1 protein-coding gene and 2 pseudogenes are annotated in these 1,807 nt (G+C 74.8%); all 3 read left to right on the top strand.

The window, feature by feature from the left end; all coding sequences use genetic code 11:
* Positions 1-260 (top strand): methionine adenosyltransferase domain-containing protein (locus tag FrCorBMG51_RS24390; RefSeq protein WP_047225342.1); only part of this gene is annotated, 260 nt, incomplete at its 5' end.
* A 331-nt stretch (positions 261-591) separates the two neighbouring features.
* Positions 592-963 (top strand): annotated as a pseudogene (locus FrCorBMG51_RS34305) (primosomal protein N' family DNA-binding protein); the annotation flags it as partial.
* 236 nt (positions 964-1,199) lie between these two features.
* A pseudogene (locus FrCorBMG51_RS34300) lies at positions 1,200-1,807 on the top strand (primosomal protein N'); the annotation flags it as partial.

The following is a 1,807-nucleotide window of genomic DNA, read 5'->3' as shown; positions in this document are numbered from 1 at the left end:
TCGCCTACGCCATCGGCAAGGCGCACCCCGTCGGCCTGTTCGTCGAGACCTTCGGTACCGGTGTGGTGCCCGACGAGCGGATCCAGGACGCCGTGACCACCGTCTTCGACCTCCGGCCGGCCGCGATCATCCGGGACCTGGACCTGCTGCGGCCGATCTACACCCAGACCGCCGCCTACGGCCACTTCGGACGCCCGGAACTCGACTTCACCTGGGAGTCCACCTCCCGCGCCCAGTCCCTGGCCGCCGCCATCCGCTGACCCCAAATTTCCGCTTGGCGAAAATTTGGGGGCCCCTGCCTCTATGGTTGGGGCTTTCGTGGGGCTGGCGGTCGCCCATGCGACCGCCAGCGGGGCGGATGGTGTGGGTGTGTCCGCTTGGCGAAAATTCGGGGGCCCCTGTCTCTGGGCTTCGTGGGGGGCGGGTCGCCGCGTCTGTAAGCGGGTGTCCCCGTGGGGGATGGACGATCTGTCGTAGGGGACTGGTACCAAACAGGTATGCCCGAACAACTTGGGGTCTTCGTCGGGCTGGACGCCGCAGCCGGCCCGACGGCCGGCACGGCCTCCGGCGGGCGGGGCGGCCGCCGCGGGGGTGGATGTCGGAGTGCCTGCGCCCGCTCGGGGCGCCCGCTCGCCTCGCCCGGCGTCCTCGAGAGTGGGTACTGGCAGGAAGACCGTCGCCGCTGTGGGGGCGCCGGTCGCCGCGAGCGAGCTGCCGGTCGCCCGGGTTGCGGTGGACGTCGGGCACGCCCATCTGGACCGGCCGTTCGACTACCTGGTACCGCGGCAGTGGGCGCAGGAGGCAGTCCCCGGCGCTCGGGTCCGGGTCCGGTTCGCCGGCCGGCTGCTGGACGGTTTCATCCTCGAGCGCTGTGAGCGTTCCGAGCACACCGGCCGGCTCGCCTTCCTGGCCAGGGTCACCTCCGCGGAGCCGGTCCTCGCCCCCGAGATCGCCGAGCTGGCCCGGGCGGTGGCCGACCGTTACGCGGGCACGGTCGCCGACGTGCTCCGGCTCGCCATCCCACCCCGGCACGCCCGAGTGGAGAAGGAGACCAGGGCACAGAAGGAGCCTCCCGTCAGCTCGACGTCCCCCGCCGGCCCGCCGACGCCGGCTGACCCGCCGGCACGGCCGACNNCCCGCCGGCACGGCCGACGGCGGCCGGGCCGGCGGTGGATGGGGCTACAGCAGCTGGGACGGCGGTGGCTGGGAGCACGGCGGTGGCGGCGCGGGCGGGGCTGCCCGGTGCCTGGGCGGACTACCCTGACGGGGAGCGGATGCTGGCGGCCCTGCGGGCCGGCGGCAGCCCCCGGGTCGTGTGGTGGGCGCTTCCCGGGCCGTCATCCTGGCCGGCGATGGTCGCCGCGGCCGTGGCCGCCACGGTGGCGTCCGCCCGCGGGGCGGTGGTCGTCGTGCCCGACCACCGTGACGTCGACCGGGTCGCCGCCGCGCTGATGGACGTGCTCGACCCGGACGATTTCGTCACGCTGCGTGCCGATCTCGGCCCGGCTGAACGCTACCGGCGCTTCCTCGCAGCCCGCCGCGGGCAGGCCCGGGTCGTCGTGGGGACCAGGGCGGCCGTGTTCGCCCCGGTCGTGAACCTCGGGCTGATCGCCGTCTGGGATGACGGGGACGACCTGCACGCCGAGCCGCGCGCCCCCTACCCACACGTGCGGGACGTCGCCGTGCTGCGCGCCCGCCAGCAGCGGGCGGCGCTGATCGTCGGTGGCTGGTCGCCGTCGACCGACGCCGAGGCGATGGTCCGTGTCGGCTGGGCCTCGGCCATGGCCGCGCCGCGCCCGGTGGTCCG

This window comes from Protofrankia coriariae, from assembly GCF_001017755.1.
Taxonomy (GTDB): domain Bacteria; phylum Actinomycetota; class Actinomycetes; order Frankiales; family Frankiaceae; genus Protofrankia; species Protofrankia coriariae.
The sequence above is the reverse complement of the archived record's forward strand: the minus strand, read 5'-3'. Positions and strand labels throughout refer to the sequence as shown.